14 protein-coding genes and 1 pseudogene are annotated in these 15,067 nt (G+C 69.3%); 9 read left to right on the top strand and 6 right to left on the bottom strand.

The window, feature by feature from the left end; translation table 11 throughout:
- Positions 1–138: 138 nt before the first annotated feature.
- Complete coding sequence (locus tag RV983_RS37055) at positions 139–2,499, bottom strand: M4 family metallopeptidase (protein WP_475990093.1); 2,361 nt, start codon at positions 2,497–2,499, stop codon at positions 139–141.
- A 631-nt stretch (positions 2,500–3,130) separates the two neighbouring features.
- Here RV983_RS37055 and RV983_RS37060 point away from each other — a divergent pair.
- Positions 3,131–4,222 (top strand): MerR family transcriptional regulator, encoded by a 1,092-nt coding sequence (locus RV983_RS37060; protein ID WP_475990094.1) that lies wholly within the window; start codon positions 3,131–3,133, stop codon positions 4,220–4,222.
- 130 nt (positions 4,223–4,352) lie between these two features.
- Here the strand turns inward: RV983_RS37060 and phoU are convergent, their stop codons facing one another.
- On the bottom strand, positions 4,353–5,036 hold the full coding sequence (phoU, locus tag RV983_RS37065; protein WP_475990095.1) for a phosphate signaling complex protein PhoU: 684 nt from the start codon (positions 5,034–5,036) through the stop codon (positions 4,353–4,355).
- A gap of 582 nt (positions 5,037–5,618) precedes the next feature.
- On the opposite strand from phoU, the gene RV983_RS37070 reads away from it, so the two are divergent.
- Both RV983_RS37070 and RV983_RS37075 read left to right on the top strand, forming a co-directional pair.
- Complete coding sequence (locus RV983_RS37070; protein ID WP_475990096.1) at positions 5,619–6,152, top strand: DinB family protein; 534 nt, start codon at positions 5,619–5,621, stop codon at positions 6,150–6,152.
- Positions 6,153–6,356: 204 nt separating this feature from the next.
- Entirely contained in the window at positions 6,357–7,001 is a 645-nt protein-coding gene (locus RV983_RS37075) for a dihydrofolate reductase family protein (protein ID WP_475990097.1), read from the top strand.
- A gap of 209 nt (positions 7,002–7,210) precedes the next feature.
- Here RV983_RS37075 and RV983_RS37080 read toward each other — a convergent pair whose 3' ends face one another.
- A complete protein-coding gene (locus RV983_RS37080; RefSeq protein ID WP_475990098.1) occupies positions 7,211–7,732 on the bottom strand; it encodes an LUD domain-containing protein in 522 nt (173 codons plus the stop codon).
- Between the two features lie 77 nt (positions 7,733–7,809).
- Here RV983_RS37080 and RV983_RS37085 point away from each other — a divergent pair.
- Positions 7,810–8,671: pseudogene (locus RV983_RS37085) on the top strand (sigma-70 family RNA polymerase sigma factor); the annotation flags it as partial.
- Between the two features lie 298 nt (positions 8,672–8,969).
- Positions 8,970–9,758, top strand: a complete 789-nt coding sequence (locus RV983_RS37090) for a hypothetical protein (protein ID WP_475990099.1) — start codon at positions 8,970–8,972, stop codon at positions 9,756–9,758.
- Between the two features lie 28 nt (positions 9,759–9,786).
- On the opposite strand, the gene RV983_RS37095 is transcribed toward RV983_RS37090, so the two are convergent.
- Positions 9,787–10,665 carry a GNAT family N-acetyltransferase gene (locus RV983_RS37095; RefSeq protein ID WP_475990100.1) on the bottom strand — a complete coding sequence of 293 codons (879 nt, stop codon included), beginning with the start codon at positions 10,663–10,665 and terminating at the stop codon, positions 9,787–9,789.
- Positions 10,666–10,852: 187 nt separating this feature from the next.
- Positions 10,853–11,728, bottom strand: a complete 876-nt coding sequence (locus RV983_RS37100; protein WP_475990101.1) for an IS5 family transposase — start codon at positions 11,726–11,728, stop codon at positions 10,853–10,855.
- A 274-nt stretch (positions 11,729–12,002) separates the two neighbouring features.
- On the opposite strand from RV983_RS37100, the gene RV983_RS37105 reads away from it, so the two are divergent.
- The 4 genes from RV983_RS37105 to RV983_RS37120 all read left to right on the top strand — a co-directional run bounded on the left by RV983_RS37105 (position 12,003) and on the right by RV983_RS37120 (position 14,475).
- Entirely contained in the window at positions 12,003–12,428 is a 426-nt protein-coding gene (locus RV983_RS37105; RefSeq protein ID WP_475990102.1) for a hypothetical protein, read from the top strand.
- Positions 12,425–13,321, top strand: coding sequence for a hypothetical protein (locus RV983_RS37110; RefSeq protein ID WP_475990103.1), 897 nt, complete (start codon positions 12,425–12,427; stop codon positions 13,319–13,321). The genes RV983_RS37105 and RV983_RS37110 overlap by 4 nt, the downstream gene beginning before the upstream one ends.
- 108 nt (positions 13,322–13,429) lie before the next feature.
- A complete protein-coding gene (locus RV983_RS37115; protein ID WP_475990104.1) occupies positions 13,430–14,287 on the top strand; it encodes a hypothetical protein in 858 nt (285 codons plus the stop codon).
- Between the two features lie 20 nt (positions 14,288–14,307).
- The gene (locus RV983_RS37120; protein ID WP_475990105.1) at positions 14,308–14,475 is read left to right on the top strand and encodes a hypothetical protein; all 168 of its coding nucleotides are present in this window, start codon (positions 14,308–14,310) and stop codon (positions 14,473–14,475) included.
- Between the two features lie 217 nt (positions 14,476–14,692).
- Here the strand turns inward: RV983_RS37120 and RV983_RS37125 are convergent, their stop codons facing one another.
- Positions 14,693–15,019, bottom strand: coding sequence for a hypothetical protein (locus RV983_RS37125; RefSeq protein ID WP_475990590.1), 327 nt, complete (start codon positions 15,017–15,019; stop codon positions 14,693–14,695).
- Positions 15,020–15,067 lie beyond the last annotated feature (48 nt).

Genomic DNA, 15,067 nt, shown 5'->3' on the forward strand with positions numbered 1-15,067 from the left:
CCCGGCCCCGGCTGGTCAGGGCGAGATCACGCCGAGGGCCGTCCGGGGCGGATACGACGGGGAGCGAGCAGGCTCCCGGTACGGCAGCGCGGTACCCGGCGGACCGGACACCGCGCTGCCGTGACCGTGCGTGGGGCGTCAGAAGGTCAGGCTCCAGCGATCGAGGTAGCCGGGGTCGACGGTGAAGATGCCGGGAGTGTTGTCCGTGACGCGCAGCTTCCAGGTGCCGTTGGCGGGGACCGCCGAGGCGTCCACGGTGTACGTCACGTGCAGCTGGCCCTCACCGGTGTCCCAGTACCAGGGCTTCACCGGGATCTCCGTGCCGTTCTCGCTCACCAGGGTGACGACCTGGCCGCCGATCCAGGGGTGGTAGAGGTCGACGGTCACCTTCAGGTCGGCGGGTGCCTTGCCCTTGCGGCCGGAGACGATCAGCGGGGACTCGATCGTCTTCCAGTTGGGGATGTCGAAGCGTGCGGGGTTGACGAAGAAGCGACCGCCGGAGGCCAGGACGGGCCAGTCGAAGCGCACCGTGCGCTTGGCCTTGTGCTGGGCCGTGTTCTCGACGGTGACGGCCGTCTTGTAGGTGCCCGCCTTCTTCGGCGTGCCGCTGATCAGGCCGGTGCGCTCGTTGATGGACAGGCCCTTGGGCAACTTGTGCGCGGAGTAGGCCAGCCGCCCGGGACGGGAGCCCACCGCCTCGATCTGACGGCTCATCGGCTGTCCGACGGCCACGGGACGGGTCGAGGGCGTCACGATGGCGACGTGGTTGACGTAGCGGGCGCCGACGTTGACCGCCGCCCAGGCGTTGCCGACGGCCTCGTAGGTGTCGCTGCCCTGCCCGAAGAGGTCGGCAGCCGCCTGGAGGGTGGCGGTGCGGGCACCGGCGTAGTCCGTGCTGCTGGTCATGTACGTGGTCAGGGCCCGATACCAGACCGCGCTCGCATTGCCGATGCCGATCGGGGCGATCGGCAGGCCGTCGTAGGTGGGGCTGTCGTAGGCGACGCCGTTGATCGTCTTCTTCCCGCTGCCCTCGGAGAGCAGGTAGAAGAAGTGGTTCGCCACGCCGGAGCTGAAGTGCGGGTCGAGCTTCCTCGTCTCGGGGCTCCAGTAGTCCTGCGAGGTGCCCTTGGCGGAGGCGTCCTTGGAGGGCTGGTCCATGTAGCGCAGGGGCTTGCCGGTGCCACGGACGTCGGCGAGCTCGCCGAGCGTGTAGTCGGGCACGTCGGCGGGGTTGTCCGCGAAGAACTCGACGGCCGTGCCCATGATGTCGCTGGTCGCCTCGTTGAGGCCGCCGGACTCCCCGGTGTAGGTGAGGTTGGCGGTGGCGAAGGTGACGCCGTGGGTCATCTCGTGGGCGGCGATGTCGAGTTCGGTCAGCGGGTGGGTGTTCTCGCGTCCGTCGCCGTACGTCATGCAGAAGCAGCCGTCGTCCCAGAAGGCATTGGCGTAGTTGTCGCCGTAGTGCACCCGGGAGAAGGCTCCGACACCGTTGTCGGCGATGCCGTTACGGCCGAAGCGCTCCTTGTAGAAGTCCCAGGTCTCTCGCTGGCCGTAGGCGGCGTCCACGGCGGCCGTCTGGCGGTCGGCGGTCGTGCCGTCGCCCCAGATGTCGTCGTCGTCCGTGACCAGGTTGCCGATGCCGCCGACGCCGGTCAGGTCGTACGTCGTGTGCCCGCCGCGTTCCGGGTCGGTCAGTTCGAAGACGCCGCCGTTGTTCTTGGTCCCGATCTGCACCTGGCCGCTGTACTGGCTGTTGCCCGTGCCGGAGTGGATCTCTTCCGCGCGCTGCAACCGCGCCCCGGTCGCCGCGTCCGTGACGACGCTCAGCCGGCTCGGGGTCCCGTCGTCCTGCACGCCGGTGACGAAGGACTGCCAGGCCAGCGTCGGCTTGCCGGCGCCGGCCCATACGACGAGGCGGGGCGCGTTGTCGGCGGACGCGTCCCGGGTCCTCTCGCTCTTCGCGGCGGACAGGGCGGACTTCTTCGCGGCCGCCGCGGTGACGGTGGCCTTGGTGGTCGGCACGGCGATCGTCGCGTCCGACGCCTTGGTGACGGTGCGGGTGTCGCCGTTCTGATGGACGACCAGGTCGCCGCCGATGACGGGCAGGCCGGCGTAGGTCCGCTCGTACCGGGTGTGAACGGTCCCGTCGGCGTCCTTGGTCACGTTCCTGGGTATCAGCTGTTCCTGCTTGCCCAGGTGGAGTGAGCGAGCGGTCGCGGCGCGGGCGTTGTTCGCCGCCTTGAGCAGCTTGCCGCGCTGTGCGGAGGAGAGCGTGGCGGTGTGTGCCCCCGCCCGGGGTTCCGCGGCGATCCTCCGCGGCGCCGGCTCGTCGCCGGCGGGCGCGGCGGCGGCACCGGTGACGGGGAGCACGGGGAGGAGAACCGCGGCCAGGGCGAGGGCGGCGGTCGCCGCGACACGGCCGCGTATGCGGTGTGCGGGGCGGGAAGATGAGGGTCTCGGCGGCGAAGTGTCGCCGCTGACCGAGGGGTTGTTCGTCACTCGTCTGGCTCCTTGTGCACGGCCGCGTCAACGGCCGCGGGGAGTCGGGAACACGGGGGCCGGATGGGGCCCCGTGAGATGACGTGCGATAGGTGGTTCGCGCGACGTGGTGGATCGTTGCAGCAGGGACGTTCGATGTCACCACTGCGGAGATCAATGTCCGAAAGCCGGTCGGCTCTCCGCAGCGGCAGACGCCGGACTGTCGCCGGTCACAAGCGGGTTTACAGAGCAGTAACGCCGTGCCAATACTTGACGACGGCGAATTCCAGCCACGGCGGCGCGGGCCAGATATCGCTTGAATCCTGGGGTTCTGCCGTAAATTCCCTGATCAGGGCCATGAGGCGTACCGCACGGTACCGAAAGTTTCGCGCCAGGTGTTCCAGGGTCCCTGTCGACTGCGGTCATGGTGCGCATGCACTCCGACCCCGGTGTCGCCGCCCGCGGCGGCATGCTCGGCAGCAACGAGAGTGCACGAGGTGCAGCACCACTGCCGACCTGCGACGGGGAAGCAGCGCGACGCCGGAGCAGGACCCCGGACAGGATGAGCGGAACTCCTGGTTGACCTTGACCCTGGGGGAGCGCACAGCATCGGTGGGGCCGGGCGATGAGCCCGGCATGAGGAGGAGCGAACATGGGGTTGCAGACCATCGGGACGTTCGCGAAGGCGTCCCGGCTGTCGCCGAAGGCGTTGCGCCTCTACGACGAGCTCGGTCTGCTGCCCCCCGCACGCGTCGACCCGGTGACCGGTTACCGCCTCTACGCCCCCGAACAACTGGACCAGGCCCGGCTGGTCGCCTGGCTCCGGAGGCTCGGGATGCCTCTCGCCCGCATCCAGCGGGTCTGCACGCTGGAGGCAGGTGAAGCGGCTCAAGAGGTCCGTGCGTTCTGGGCCCAGGCCGAAGCCGACACCGCCGCGCGCCGGGACCTCGCTTCCTTCCTCATCGACCACCTGTCATGGAAGGACCCCGCCATGTCTTCTGCCGCCCAGCCCCTGGCAATCCGTTACGCCGCACTTTCCGACACGGGCCTGGTCCGTGAGAGCAACCAGGACATCGCCTATGCCGGGCCCCGCCTGCTCGCCGTCGCCGACGGCTTCGGCAGCGAAGGAGCCCCCGCAAGCGCTGCCGCGATCGACGCGCTCAAGCGCCTCGAAACCGGCAGTGTCCCGGCAGGCGATCTGCTCAACATCCTTGAGGACGCCGTCGAACAGGCCCAACAGGCCGTGAACGGCGTCACCGGACCCGACGCGTCTCCTGAAGAAGCCGGCACCACACTCACCGCGATGCTCTGGACCGGCGCACAACTGGCCCTCGTCCACATCGGCGACTCCCGCGTCTACCTTCTGCGTGACGGAGAGCTGTTCCAGATCACCCACGATCACACCATGGTGCAGTCGATGGTCGACGAAGGACGCCTCAGCCCGGAGGAGGCCGTCTCCCACCCCCAGCGGTCCCTGTTGATCCGGGCCATGGGCCGAGGCGCCGACGCAACCCCCGACATGCGCCTGCACGACGCCCGGCGGGAGGACCGCTACCTGCTGTGCTCCGACGGCCTGTCGACCGTCGTGCCGACCGACGAGATCCACCGGGTGCTCTCCGGGACCAGCGAACCCGAGCAGGCGGTCCGCGAACTCGTCGCGCTTGCCAACGGCCTTGGCGGGCCGGACAACGTCAGCTGCGTGGTCGCGGACGTCACGGCACCCGCCGGCGCGACATCGGGGTGAATCATCGTGCAGCCTGCGGTTGAGCGGGGGACCGACGGCCGGCCTGTCCCGCTCACCCGCAGGCACCGCACGTGACCTTCCGCGGGCACCCCGCCCCGTTCATGACGTTCGGGGCGGGGTGCCGCCGGAGTCAGGGCTGGTTGATGGGTGATACCTCGGGCGGGGTGAGGCTGTCGGCGTGTTCGCCGGTGACGAGATAGACGACGCGGTTGGCCACGGCGACGGCGTGGTCGGCGAAGCGTTCGTAGTAGCGGCCGGCGAGCGTGACGTCGACGGCGGTCTCCACGCCGTGCCTCCAGCGTTCGTCCAGCAGGTGCTGGAACAGCGTGCGGTGGAGGGTGTCGATGCGGTCGTCGTCCTGTTCCATGGTCAGGGCCGTGTCGACGTCCCGGGTGGCCAGGACGTCGGCGGTCTTGGCCATGAGGCGCTGTGCCAACTGGCCCATTTCCAGGATCGTGCTGTGCAGGTCGTCCGGGACGGCCCGCTCGGGAGCGCGGAGCTGGGCCAGTTTGGCCACGTGTTTGGCCAGGTCGCCGGAGCGCTCCAGGTCCGCGCTCATGCGCAGCGACGTCACGACGATCCGCAGGTCGGTCGCTACCGGTTGCTGGCGGGCGAGCAGAGCGATGGCCCGGTCCTCCAGCGCGTGCTGCAGGGCGTTGATCTCCTCGTCGCCCGCGATGACGCGCTGGGCGAGTGCCAGGTCGCCGTCCAGCAGGGCAGTTGTGGCCTGTCCCATGGCGGAACCGACCAGCTGGGCCATGTCGACCAGGCTCGTACCGATCGCGTCGAGTTCCTCGTGATAAGCGTCGCGCATTGCGTCCCCTCCCGTACCGGCAACCAGCCAATTCCCCCGTCGGCGGTCAGCTTTGCACAAGACGGTGAACGGCGCTCCGCCGGCGCGGTCGGCGGCCGCCGAGTGACCCGGTGTCGCGCGTACGGCTCGTGCCGCTCGTTCTCCTGCTGCGAGCGCGCCTTCGATGTGCCCCGCGTGGTCGGTCGACGTCTCGGTGGATGCCCAGGGGAGTCGGCCGTTGAGCGCCGGGTGCTCGAAAAGGATCCGCACCGCGGGCCTCGCTCGTCAGGGGGCGGTGGGGGACGTGGGCGAGGTCAGCGATCCCGCCGGGGAAGCCTACGGTGGCAGGCATGTCACGGTACCCATCGCCTGGGGTGCCCCTTCTGATCGGCTGGCGAGGCATCACCCTGACGTATCTTCACATCACTTCCAGGCGGGCCCGGCCCGGCCCGGCCCGCCGCCGCCGGCGCCGAGGCATGGCCGCCGAGCGGCCTGTGTCCGCTCCGCTCTGCACCGCCCCGCGCAATACCCGGGTGAACAGGGCGCGGGCAACCGAACGGTCCACGTCCCCCTACCCGCCCCTCCCGACCGACAGGTGGAGTCATGCGTGATCCCCAAGCCCTGCTCCGCGAGTACGACCGTGCCCGCGCCTACACCGACGACCTCTGGAAGGACCTCACCCCGGACGAGGTGACCTGGCGCCCGCACGAGAACTCCAGCGCCATCGGCTGGCATCTCGGCCACCAGGCCCACGTCGCCCACTTCATGATCCGCAACCTCACCGCCGCCGAGCCAGGCCCCGACCCGGAACTGGAAGGGCTCATGGACTCGGCCAACCCGGAGAAGTTCCGCGGCGCACTGCCCACCGTCGAGCGGCTCACCGCGTTCCGCGACACCGTCGCCGAACGGGTCCATGCCCGCATCGGCGACATCGCCGCGGGAAACGTCGGAGCCCCCGCCCAGCTGGCCATCGTCGCCCACCACCTGCTGACCGTGCTGATCAACCACGAATACCAGCACGACCAGTGGATCAGCGAGGTCCGTGCCGAGAACCTGGGCCACGCGCTCCCGCCGGACCCCGTCGCGGACTGCCTCAGCCGCGTCGACGGCTATCTCGTGTGCGACCCCTACGCCTGACCACCCACCGCGTCCGGGGACGACCCGATCAGGAGCACGACATGGCCGGCGCCACCCTCGACTTCATTGGTCGGGCGGGGCCGGCTCCCGACGCGTCGATGAAAAAAGTGCCGAGCCGATGTCGATCCGGGGACGTCCCGTTCGACGTGATGGTGTGCGGCGCTTCGCCGCACGGTGGCGCGACAGGACCTGGTGAGGAAAGACGTGGATCAACTGCTGAGAGTCATGAACTTCAACGTCTCGAGTGACGGAATCGGTGCCGGCGAGGACCAGAGTCTGGAGAGGCCCTTCGGTTGTGACCATGCCGAAAGGCTGTTCGGCTGGGCCGGAGCCACGGCCAGCTGGCCGAATCGCACAGACCCCGGTGGGAGCCGAGGCCTGGACGACTACTTCACGCGCGACTTCGCACGCAACATCGGTGCCGAGATCATGGGCCGTAACAAGTTCGGGCCGCAGCGCGGGCCCTGGCACGACCATCAGTGGCGCGGCTGGTGGGGAGAGGAGCCCCCGTTCCGCACGCCGGTGTTCGTCATGACCCACCACAAGCGTCCTTCGTTCACGCTGTCCGACACCACGTTCCACTTCGTCGACGGGGAGCCGGCCGCGATCCTGGAACAGGCGCGCGAGGCGGCGCAGGGCAAGGATGTACGGCTCGGCGGCGGGGTCACCACGGTCCGGCAGTTCCTTGATGCCGACCTCGTCGACACCCTCCATGTGGCCGTCGCGCCGGTGAGGCTCGGATCCGGGCTGCGGCTGTGGGAGTCCCCCGATGAGCTGCTGGACCGCTTCCACCTGGAGGTCGTGCCCAGTCCGAGCGGCGTGACGCACCACCTGTTCTGGCGAAGGTGACACCAGGGCCCGTCCGCTTCAGGCGGCGACTGCGCGAAGGGCATCCGCTCAGGGATGCCCTTCGCGCTGCGGTCGTGCCTCGCGCGGGCGGGCGCCGGGCGGGGGCGACCCGGTACGGCAAGCCCGCAGTCCACCGCGAAGCCACCGTCCGGATCACCGCCACCCATGCACGGCTGCGAGCCCATGAGCCGGACCGGCCCCGGGCCGGGTCAGTATCCGATGGCCTCGCGCAGCAGCAGCACCGTGCCGCGCCCTGGACGGGGCTCCGCGTTGAGGACGAGCAGGCGGTTGACGGCGCTGGGCATGCCGTACACCGCCTGGGCGCGGGCGCTCTCCAGCGGGAGGGCGTGCTCCTGAACGCGGCGCAGGGCTGTGTCCAGGTCGGGCACCACCTTCTGCGCGCCGACGATCCAGACCGCGTGGGCGGCGCCTCCCGCGTTGGCGGGGATCTGGCTGCCGCTGCCCGAGGCGAGAACGAGTGAACCGGTCTCGGTGACCGCGGCGACGCTGTTGACGACGAAGTCGGGGCAGGCGACCAGCCTTCGGATCTCGTCGGCTCCGGTGGCACGGTCCATGGCCAGGACGCGGGGCCTGATGGCGTCGTACCGGCCGCCGGCTCCGTTGATGTCCTCGTCGATACCGGAGAGCCGGAGGGTCTCGCTGTCCTCTCTCCGTCTTGCCGTCGTCCTTGCCGGTACGACAACGCGGCCCTTCGGAATGTGAGGCGGCACGTCGGCCTGACATTCCGGTGCGCTGTTCTGTCGTAGCGGGTAGGGGCACAGGAGCGAGCGAGGGAGACGGCCGGACGATGACCACCACAGCCGAGCCGGGCGACGATCGGAACGATCCGGGCCTCGGCGCGATCATGAGCGAGCGACGCCGGCTGATCAACCTCGCCTATCGACTCCTGGGGTCCCTTGCCGACGCCGAGGACGTCGTGCAGGAGACGTACACCCGTTGGTACGCCATGTCCGCACACGAGCAGCAGGCCATCGAGTCGCCCGGTGCGTGGCTGATGACCGTCGCCAGCCGCATCTGCCTGAATCTGCTCGGCTCGGCGCGGGTCAGGCGGGAGACGTACGTGGGCGACTGGATCCCGGAACCGCTGCCCGAGCCCACGGAGTGGATCACCGGGCGCTCCGGCACGGGCGGGATCGACCCGGCCGATCGGGTCACCCTCGATGAGTCGGTGACGATGGCCTTCCTGGTCGTCCTCGATGCGATGACCCCGGCCGAGCGCGTCGCGTTCGTCCTGCACGACGTCTTCCGCTACCCCTTCGGAGAGGTCGCCGAGATCGTCGGCCGGACTCCGGCGGCATGTCGCCAACTGGCCTCCTCCGCCCGGCGCCGCATCCGCACCGCGCAGACCCCGGCGGGCCCGAGCGCTGATCGGCCTGCTCGACCCCGACGCCACCGCGACCGCCGACGGCGGCGGGCTGGCCGTCACCCACGTGCACCCGATCGTCGGCGGTGAGCAGATCGCGCGCGCCTACGCGGAGATCGCCCGTGTGTCGGGCCACCGCACGACGTTCCTGGAGTACACGGTCAACGGCCTGCCCGGCCTGGTGGCGCAGCAGGACGGCGACATCGCGACCGTGTTCGCGTTCGAGATCGCGGGGGACCGGATCAGGCGCATCTGGGCGGTGCGAAACCCCGAGAAGCTCCTGCCGCCGGCTGGTCACCGGGCCGAGCCTGCCCTTTCGTCGGATGGACTGTTGGTGACGGTCGTCAACAAGGGCGGCTACACGAAGGAGTACGACTTTGCCGAGCTGCCGGTAGCCGGCCCGATGCGGGGTTCGCTGGCCATGGCGCTCGCCGCCCAGTCCCGTGGCTGGACTAGCCACAGATCGGCCGATACTTACTGGGGCAAGGTGAGGCTGTTCGCCGCGTTCGTCTCCGGGCTGGACTGCCCACCGGATGAACTGGACGGTCTGACCGTCGCCACAATGCAGAGCTGGCGGGGCGCACATGCGCACCGCCGGCGGCAAGAACACGCTGAGCCTGGTCCGATTGCTGCTGCTGCGTGATCTGCGGCTGGCCGATGGGCCGGTGGCGGAGGAACTGGCCCGCCGGATTCCCCAACCGAGGCCGGGCAAGGAGTCCTATGAGGAGGCCGAGCGGGACCGGGTGGTGCTGACCGCTCAGCGTCAGTTCCGGTCTGCTTGGTTGAGGATTCGGGAGAACACCGCTGCCCTGGAGCGCTGGCGGGCCGGTGACCTGGTCGAGGGCAGTCGTGAATGGCGGACAGGGGAGGTGCTTGATCACCTCGCCCGCACGGGGGACGTCCCCCGAACAGTCACATCGAGCGGGCGCAAAGCGGCGACGCATCGCCGCCTTCTGGGAGGAAGGAGGCCGGAGAAGACGTGGGGCAGGCTCTATCTGACCCGCAGTGAGCTCACTGCGCTGGGGGTTCTGCTGACGCTCCGGTTTGGGTGGAACTTGTCCGTCTACGACCGCATGCCGACGCCGGAGACGGCGCCGTCGGTCGGTGAGACGGCTTCGGTGACCTATCAGGTCCAGATCGAAAAGCGCAGGGCAGGTGGCGGGCGGTGGTTCTCTACGGAGAACATCACCGACTCCGGAGCCGATTCCCCCGGAAGGCTGATCACCCAGGCTTTGGAGGCCACCGCTCACGGGCGAGCGCTGGCCAGCCGTCTGGCACCCGGAACCGATCTACTGATGGTCCATCGTGCCTTCCGTCCCGTGCAAAAGCATCTAGGGCGTGTATCGAAAGCACGGACAGGCCGGGCGGGGTGATGCCCCGGTCCGGCCCGCCCGCTCTCTGCTAGAGGTCGAGCTGATGCTGATGCGTCGTGTGCGTGGGTGTGTAGCCGAGACCGTCGTTGATCCGTCGCATGTGCGCGTTGCTGTCGGCGGTGTCGGTCAGGAGGCCATCGAGGTTCGGATAGTCCCTATGGGCTTGCCGGATCGACTCGGCCTTCATCCATCGGCCGAGGCCGTGACCACGGTGCTGGGGCAGCACGCCCGTGCCGTAGTGCTGGCCGTCACCTGCGCCGTTGCCGGGGATGACGAGTTCGGTGAACCCGGCGATCGAGCTGTTTGAGGCGTCGATGGCGACGACGGTGTGCAGGTGGTCGCCGCGCTGTTCGACGGCCTTCGCCGCAGCCCGCACGCGGTCCACGTCCCAGGCCACCGTGCCGTACTCGGCGTCGTCCATGGGCATGTCGTCCATGGCGCGGCGTGAGGCGGCGAACGTCCGGGCGAGTTCGTCGGGGACGGTTCCCTGCCATGACGTCAGCCGGTAGCCGGGGTGCGGACGCTCGACGATTCCGGCGAGGACGGTGGTGTCCACGTCGGCCATCGCCAGGCGGGTGTACCTGAAGGTGAGGACCTTCCGGAAGCCGCGTGCCGCCAGGAAGTGGTCGCCGGGCGATCCGGCTTCGGCCTGCGCTACGACGCGGCGTCGGGCGTTGTCCCGGGCGGTGGCCACGGCGGTGTCGAGGAGCCGGGAGCCGACGCCCTTGCGGCGCTCCGCGGGATGAACGCGGAGGTCGAGCTCGGCGAGGTGCTCTTGTCCGCCGTCGAGCAGGCGCAAGAAGGCGGTCCCGGCAGGGATGGAGTCCGCGTCCGAGGCCAGCCAGGCGAGGCGCCGGCCGTGCGGCCCGTGAGCAGGGTCGGTCAGTGGGGTGATGCGAAGGGACAAGGTGTCTCCGTCGAGAGGAGGTGGCAAGGGTCAGTACGCGAGCTCAACTCCTGGGCACTCGTGCGCATGTGCTCCACACCTCCTGGTCGACAGCGCCAGCCTGCACCGATGCGGACGGCTGGGCGAACCTAGCTGGCCGCCGGCCCCCTGGGCAACGGATTAACGAATAGGCGGTGCGGGTTTGTCGTCACAGCCACTCGTTGATGGCCGCGACGAGGACGGTCGCCTCATAGCGGACCGCGAGCTTGTCGTATCTCGTGGCCACGGCACGATGCCTTTTGAGACGATTGATGCCACATTCGACCGCATGCCGAGCCTTGTAGTCCTCGGCGTCGAACTTGGGCGGCCGGCCGCCGCGAGCGCCGAGTCTCTTACGGTTGCGAGCCTGGTCGACCTTGCCCGGGATGGTGCAGCGAATGCCACGTCGGCGCAGGTAGGCGCGGTTTCTGCGGGAGGCGTACGCCTTGTCGGCCCGCACGCGATCGGGGCGGACGCGTGGCCGGCCCGGTCCGATGCGGGGCACGCGAACCTTCTCCAGTACCCGTTCGAACTGCGGCGAGTCTCCACGCTGCCCGGCCGTCACCACGATCGACATGGGCTTCTGCCCCTGCTCGACGGCCAGGTGCAGCTTGGTGGTGAACCCGCCGCGCGAACGCCCCAGCCCGTGATCACCAGGCTCGGCAAAGACACCACCCGGTGACTCCTTCTGCAGGTCACCCCGCTTCCGGGCCCCGGCCGCATGCTGATGGGCACGGCACACCGTGGAGTCGACGCTCAGGTCCCACGTGATCGCACCTTTCGCGTCAGCCAGGGACTGAAGCTGGGTGAGGACCCGGTGCCAGGTGCCATCCCGTTGCCACCGGCGGAACAGGTCGTAGATCCGGCCCCACGGCCCGCACTCGACGGGCACGTCCCGCCATGGAACACCGGTCCGGACCCGGAACCGTATGCCGTCGATCAACTGCCGCCGAGACCAGACAGGCGGCCGACCTGCCTTCACGCCCTTCGGTAGCAACGGCTCCAGCGCCGCCCACTGTTTGTCCGTGAGATCTCCCCGCCCCATGAACGGTGATCATGCACCGCCTCAAGATCCACTTTCGACACACGGCCTAGACCTGGACCGGCCCGCCCCGGTGGGCCCCCTGGCTTTCGGGGTCTCCGGTGGGATGGGCGGGCAGTGGGGCCTTCAGCATGGGCTGGGCGGCTCACCGTTTCAGCGTTCACGCCGCACGATGGTGACCGACGCTGGCCGTCCCCTGCAGCACACACAGGGCACCCACGAAAGCGTCTACGTGTTGCCCGACGGCCCGGTCCAGCGCGCTTCTCGGGACGTCTTCGTGGCTGGAGCACAAGAGGCCCTGGAACAGGCCCGCGCCACTGTTTTTGCCGGGAGGATCTCCAACGAGCCCGACCCACAGCATCAGGAGACCGCGACGGTGGCCTGCGAGGACGAGGAGAGCAGTCCCTGGCCGGCTCCCGAGGGCGGCTGCGGGACGGACTTCCTGCTTTGCCTGGCCTGCCCCAACGCTTACGTCCACCCCGGCCACCATCCCCGGCTCGCCCTTCTGCACCGGCAGGTCCTGAGCCTGCAATCCGTCTTGGACGGCCAGGCCTTCCGCGAACGCTGGAGCGACCACCTGCTGCGACTGGAGGATCTGCGCGACAAGGTCGGCCGGGCCGCCTGGAAGGCGGCCCTGGCCCGCGTCAGCGAGGCCGATCGTGCCATTGTCCAACTCCTCGTGAAGAAGGAACTCACCTCGTGACCAGCCTTGCCATCGAGCACGATCCGTACATCCTGCCCCTGCCCGGCCCGGATAGCCCCGTGGTGCTGCCGCAGTGGATCAGCTCCGGCAACAGGCATCCGAACTCCCGCTACCGAGATCCCATTTGGTCGCTGGCCCCGCTGATCGACAACCCTGGCTCCAGCCTCGCGGCCATCCGCTGGAAGCACTGCCCGGAGCCCTTGCTCGGGCAGATGAAACTGACGGCCTGGACAATGATCAACGGTCGGCTCCGGCCCACCTACCTGCAAAGCCGAGGGGCCGGAGCCCGAGGGCGGGGAGCCGCCTTGAGCATGCGCGACACTTTCCACGCATGGATGCATCTGGCCCGATGGCTGCACGAGCGCCGCATCACCGACTTCGCCGGCTGCACCGAGGATGTGTGGCGGGCATACATTTCCGAGCGCTGGGACCGCAGTGTCTCCCGGTCCCGTGCGGAGATGATCTGCTCCCATTTCTCGGACCTATGGGCTTTTGATCAACTCAGTGCCCACCCCGCGGGTGTCGTCCAGCCTCCGTGGACCACCGAGGGCATCGACGATTTCCTCCCCGCAGGCGACGGCTCGGCACGCGGAGAGAACAGCACCGAGCCGTTGGACCCGCAGGTCCTTGGCCCTCTGCTGGTCTGGGCGATCCGGTTCGTCGACGACTTCGCCGACGACATCCTGACGGCCTGGGCTGAGCAGGGCCGTCTGATGACCGTGGCCGCCGCGAACAAGGCCAGCCGCGAGAGCATGGCAGCCCTTGCGGACTTCCTCCTGCCTCGCATCCGGTCGGGCGCCCCGCTGCCCGCCGTCCGGACGCACGGCCGACTCGGGCTGGCCTGCACCTATGTCTCTGCCCTCACCGGCGCAAGCCTTAAGCAGGCCGACTAATTCAGCCGAAAGCACCAGCTCACGGCTATGGTCAACGAACGGCCGGGCCCGTGTCCTCTGCAAGTGCCGGTCACCGGGAGAATTGGAGGCAAGCCCTGGCGCGAGCACATGGACTTCGACGACGCTGCCGAGTTGATGCGGCATCTCGGCACGGCCGCAGCGATCGTATGTCTCTATCTGACAGGTATGCGTCCACAGGAGGTCCAGGGCCTGCGGACCGGCTGCTGCCCTGACCCCGAGCCCACTGCCGGCGGCTCGCCAGGCCGCCATCTGATCCGCAGCCGACATTACAAAAACGTGGCCGATGACGACGGCAACCACATCTCCGCAGGTGAAGAACGCGAGATTCCTTGGGTCGCCATCACCCCCGTCGTCCACGCCATCCGTGTCCTGGAACGCATGGTCCCTGCGGGGGAACTCCTCCTCAGCTCAACTCACCACGATCTCAGCGGTCATCGCAACAACCACGGAGCTTTGAAAGGCCGGAAGCTGAACCTTCGGATCGAAGACTTCGTGGCCTGGGCCAACCGCGAGGCCGAAGCCCTGCAGCTGCCCGGGCAGGTCATCCCTGAAGATCCACATGGCGCGATCGGGCTCGTCCGGTTCCGAAGGACTCTGGCCTGGCTTGTCGCACGCCGCCCGGGCGGACTGATCGCCCTCGCGATCCAGTACGGGCATATGAGAACCGTTCTGGACACGGGGACCTCCAGCGGCTACGGATCCCGCAGCCGTGGCGGGATCCACTCCGTTCTCGACATCGAGACCGCACTCGCAGCAGCCGACACCGCGGCGAAGCTCCGCGAGCGGGCCGCCGCCGGGGAGAAGGTCTCCGGCCCAGCCGCCCGCCGGGCCCTGGCCGCCGCCGCGACGACCCCGCGGTTCGGGGGCCGCATCGTCCCCATGACGTTCGCGAAGAAGGCCACCGCCTTCCTCGCGCGGGACGGCCTGGTTCTAACAGACAGATAGCGGCACGGCTCTTCGTGTCGGTGCGGACAGTCGAGACGCACGTGCAGAACATCCGCGTGACCCTGGGCCTGAAAACCCGCGCGCATGTTGCGGCGTGGGCGACTCACGCGGCCAAGCCGTACGGCAATCCGCGCTCCGAGCCGGCGAGGGGCCTGAGCGGCAAACGCTGGAACCTGGCCTTGGAGTGACCTCCGCCCGCCGAAGTCGTCGACGGCCGCCGGCCGGTGGCGGAGCCGGCCATCGGCGAGCTGCTGGAAGCCCTGCCATTCGACGTGGGCGGCCTGCCCGGCTACGCCGGAGCGCTCTTCGACCTCTACCAGCAGCGAGCACACCTCCCGCGCCGCGCCCGCGGCGCAGGCCGCCGGAAAGGTCGACGGGGGATGCCGCCGGCCGCCATGCTCGCACCTACCTGAACATCGCCGCCCCCTTGAGCAGGCCGAACGTGAACTTCCGATTCTCTGGCACCGAGTTGTCCCCATCGAGCCCCGCCATGTCGAAGCGCGTGTCGAGCAGCGGCAGCGGACGCTCGCCACCCGTGTGCTCCGAGCGGAACCGCAAGGTGTCCGTGACGTGCGTGCCCAGCGTCCGCTCCGGGGTGTCGCGGTGGGCGGACGCGGTGAGTTCGTACCACCGGCCACGCGCGGGCACGTCGAAGACACCCTGCCCCGGCTCGCCGTCGCGGGCGAGTACCTTGCCCGAGCCGTCGCGCAGGGACCCACCCCCGTCGAACACATTGCCGATCAGCGACTGGGCCCCGGGTGCTGCCCTTGTACCTGCCCT

Source organism: Streptomyces sp. RLA123 (assembly GCF_056270165.1).

What these genes read in the sequence shown, in the direction of transcription:
- RV983_RS37070 (WP_475990096.1), top strand. Translation starts at nt 5,619, where the DNA reads ATGCGTGATCCCCAAGCCCTGCTCCGCGAGTACGACCGTGCCCGCGCC.
- RV983_RS37060 (WP_475990094.1), top strand. Translation starts at nt 3,131, where the DNA reads ATGGGGTTGCAGACCATCGGGACGTTCGCGAAGGCGTCCCGGCTGTCG.
- phoU (WP_475990095.1), bottom strand. Translation starts at nt 5,036, where the DNA reads ATGCGCGACGCTTATCACGAGGAACTCGACGCGATCGGTACGAGCCTG.
- RV983_RS37100 (WP_475990101.1), bottom strand. Translation starts at nt 11,728, where the DNA reads ATGGGGCGGGGAGATCTCACGGACAAACAGTGGGCGGCGCTGGAGCCG.
- RV983_RS37115 (WP_475990104.1), top strand. Translation starts at nt 13,430, where the DNA reads ATGGACTTCGACGACGCTGCCGAGTTGATGCGGCATCTCGGCACGGCC.
- RV983_RS37090 (WP_475990099.1), top strand. Translation starts at nt 8,970, where the DNA reads ATGCGCACCGCCGGCGGCAAGAACACGCTGAGCCTGGTCCGATTGCTG.